The organism is Nocardia neocaledoniensis, from assembly GCF_029868625.1.
Taxonomy (GTDB): Bacteria; Actinomycetota; Actinomycetes; order Mycobacteriales; family Mycobacteriaceae; genus Nocardia; species Nocardia neocaledoniensis_A.
In genome coordinates this window covers 1-2,948 of sequence record NZ_JARWOJ010000380.1, presented here as the reverse complement: position 1 = coordinate 2,948, position 2,948 = coordinate 1, and the positions used below count along the sequence as shown (strand labels likewise).

Genomic DNA, 2,948 nt, shown 5'->3' with positions numbered 1-2,948 from the left:
CGCTGGCACAGCGTCGATCCCGCCGTCGGCTGGGTCTGCTCGCCGCGGCCGCTGCCACCGTCGCGGGGGGCGCCGGCGCCGGCGCGGGGGGGGGCCCCCTAGGGGGCCCCCCCCGCCCCCCCCCCGCCGGCGGCCACCCCCGCCACCAGGGTGGCCGCGTCCGCACCGCGGCCGGGGGCGAAACCGCGGCGCGGGTGAGGTGGGGCCGCCCGGGTTACCCTCGGGCGGTGACCGCGCACCCGGAGTCGGAACTGCTCGCCGTCTACGACGCCACGGGCCGCGTGGTCGGGGCGGCCGAGCGCGGCGTCGTCTATCGCGAGGGACTCTGGCATGCCAGCGCCGGGGTGCTGGTGCGTTCCGGCGACGGCCGCCGGGTCTATGTCCACCGGCGCACCGAGAGCAAACTCGTCTTCGCGGGAATGCACGACTGCCTGGCAGGCGGCGTCGTCGACGCGGGCGAGGATCCCGCCGAGACCGCGGTGCGCGAACTACGCGAGGAACTCGGCATCGACGGCGTGGCGCCGGTCCTGCGCGCCACCGCGTCCTGGGACGGCGTGTGGGCCGGAAAACCGTTGCGCTGCCACCTGTTCGGCTACGAGGTGCGCTACGACGGGCCGATCCGGCACCAGCCGTCCGAGATCGCGGACGGCTGGTGGTGGCGCGATGACGAACTGCGGGCCCACCTGCGCGACCCGGACTGGCCGTTCGTCCCCGACACCCGCGTCATCCTCGACGGCCTGCTCGACGGCCGAGGCTGACTCAGTATACGATCACCTGCCAGGTCTGCATGCTGAACGGCAGGTCGCAGGCCGTTTCGGAGTGGAATCCGCCGAACGCGGGCTGACCGTAGCGCTCGTAGCTGCTGAACCAGTTCCACCAGGCCCAGCAGGTGACCCGCACCTGATGCCAGACCGGATCGCCGCACTGGGAGAACGCGCCGGTGCCCGCGATCGGGTTCACCGAGCAGTGCCCCGGCGGCTGAGCCTGGGCGGGTGCGGCGAGCAGGGTCGAGGCCCCGATGAGTCCGGCGGCGGTGATGCCGACGGCGAGCTTGCGAAGCGATGTCATGTCAACCTCCCATGTCCCGATGATGTGATCTACATCATGGGAATCGCGGCGCCCGTTACGGTCGTGCCCGAATAGTTACCCGCGAGCTATCGCGGATCAGCCCAGTTCACGCAGAGATTCGTCGTCGCGGGCGACGACCGCGCCACCGTCGGCGGTGAGCACGATGGGCCGCTGGATCAGCTGCGGGTGCTCGGCGAGCGCGGCCAGCCATCGGTCGACGTCGGCGTCGGTGCGCCCCCAGCCCGCCATGCCGAGTTCCTTGGCGATCGCCTCACCGGTGCGGGTGATGTCCCACGGCCGCGCGTCGAGCCGGGCCAGCACGGCGCGCAGTTCCGTGACCGTTGGCGGGTCGTCGAGGTAGCGGCGCACGGTGTAGGCGACCCCGGCGGCGTCCAGGTGCGCGGTGGCGTTGCGACTCTTCGAGCATCGCGGGTTGTGCCAGATCTCGGTCGGTTCGGAAGTCATCGTCGCAGCGTAATGTCCCGCGTGGGCAGGGTGCGCGCGCACGCCGCCGGGTTGATACTGGAGCCATGACCTCCACTTCGGAAAACCCTTACGGCACACCGACAACCACCGGCCCCGAACCGCTGCGGCCCTACCAGGACAGGGTGAACCGCTTCGTACGCGGTCTGCTGAAAGTGCCGGTGCTGTCCGGCATCGTCGGCAAGCGGCTGGCGACGCTGCACGTCACCGGGCGCAAATCCGGCAAAGTGTACGACGTCCCCGTGGCCTACACGGTGCACGAGGGCACGCTGCTCATCGGCACGGCGCTGCGGCCCTGGGTGAAGAACCTGCGCGGCGGCGCCGAGGTGACCGTCACCCGCGGTGGCGCGCCCGAGACCTTCGCCGCCACCGTGCATTCCGACGAACAGGCGGTACTCGAGCTCTACGCGGTGATCGCCAGGGACAACAAGCAGAATGCCAAGTTCAACGGCATCGGCTACACCGCCGACGGCGAACCCTCGAAGGCCGACATCTATCAGACCTGGCAGCAGGGCGGCGTGGTGGTCCAGCTGACCCCGCGCTGAGTCGTCCTCCGCCACAACCACCTCCGGCCGCGGGGACGCCGGGTCTGGCTCCCGGCGCCCACGGCTGGCAGGATGCGCGATACATCGTCCGGCAGCACCCCATCTCGAGGAGACACCGTCCAGGTGAGCAGTCATACGCAGGACCGATCCATCGTCGCCACCACCCGCCGCGCCGGGTTCGCCCTCGCCGCCGCCGCGGCCGCCCTGGTGGCCGTCGCCCCCGCCGCCACCGCGGCCCCCGCGCACCAGGCGGTGCCGGGCTGCGCCCCGGCGCCGGCCGGCGCCCCCAACGGCAAGCAGTGGCCCGCCGAACCCGCCCTCACCATCGACCAGGCCGCCACCCACACCGCGACGCTGGAGACCACCTGCGGCACCATCTCGATCGCGCTCGAGGCCGCCGCCGCACCGCGCACGGTCAACTCCTTCGCCTTCCTCGCCGGCGAGGGCTACTTCGACCACACCCGCTGCCACCGTCTCACCACCGACGGCATCTACGTGCTGCAGTGCGGTGATCCCACCGGCACCGGCACCGGCGGGCCCGGCTACCGCTTCGACGACGAGAACCTCGCGGGCGCGGTCTACCCGGCGGGCACCGTCGCGATGGCCAACGCGGGTCCCGGGACCAACGGCAGCCAGTTCTTCCTGGTTCACCGCGACACCCCGCTGCCGCCGAACTACACCCCCTTCGGCCGCGTCACCGCGGGCCTCGACGTGCTCACCACCATCGCCGCCGCCGGTGTCGTCGGCGGCGGCCCGGACGGCAAGCCGGTGGCCGACGTGGTCCTCAACGCCGTGACGACCGCCCAGAGCTGAACCCCGGAACGAGCGAGGGCCGCGTCTCCCGGATGGGAG

The 2,948-nt window shown here is 72.3% G+C and carries 5 protein-coding genes; 3 read left to right on the top strand and 2 right to left on the bottom strand.

The annotated features are described in order from the left end of the window. Nucleotides 1-227 precede the first annotated feature (227 nt). Nucleotides 228-758, top strand: a complete 531-nt coding sequence (locus QH270_RS30080; RefSeq protein ID WP_280347661.1) for an NUDIX hydrolase — start codon at nt 228-230, stop codon at nt 756-758. Nucleotide 759: 1 nt separating this feature from the next. Here the strand turns inward: QH270_RS30080 and QH270_RS30075 are convergent, their stop codons facing one another. Both QH270_RS30075 and QH270_RS30070 read right to left on the bottom strand, forming a co-directional pair. Beyond that, on the bottom strand, nt 760-1,068 hold the full coding sequence (locus QH270_RS30075) for a hypothetical protein (protein WP_280347659.1): 309 nt from the start codon (nt 1,066-1,068) through the stop codon (nt 760-762). A 96-nt stretch (nt 1,069-1,164) separates the two neighbouring features. Next, nucleotides 1,165-1,533 (bottom strand): arsenate reductase family protein, encoded by a 369-nt coding sequence (locus QH270_RS30070; protein ID WP_280347657.1) that lies wholly within the window; start codon nt 1,531-1,533, stop codon nt 1,165-1,167. Nucleotides 1,534-1,598: 65 nt separating this feature from the next. Here QH270_RS30070 and QH270_RS30065 point away from each other — a divergent pair, with 65 nt between their 5' ends. Then, nucleotides 1,599-2,096: a nitroreductase/quinone reductase family protein gene (locus QH270_RS30065; protein WP_280347655.1), complete on the top strand. Its 498-nt coding sequence runs from the start codon at nt 1,599-1,601 to the stop codon at nt 2,094-2,096. Between the two features lie 123 nt (nt 2,097-2,219). Then, a complete protein-coding gene (locus tag QH270_RS30060; protein WP_280347654.1) occupies nt 2,220-2,909 on the top strand; it encodes a peptidylprolyl isomerase in 690 nt (229 codons plus the stop codon). Nucleotides 2,910-2,948 lie beyond the last annotated feature (39 nt).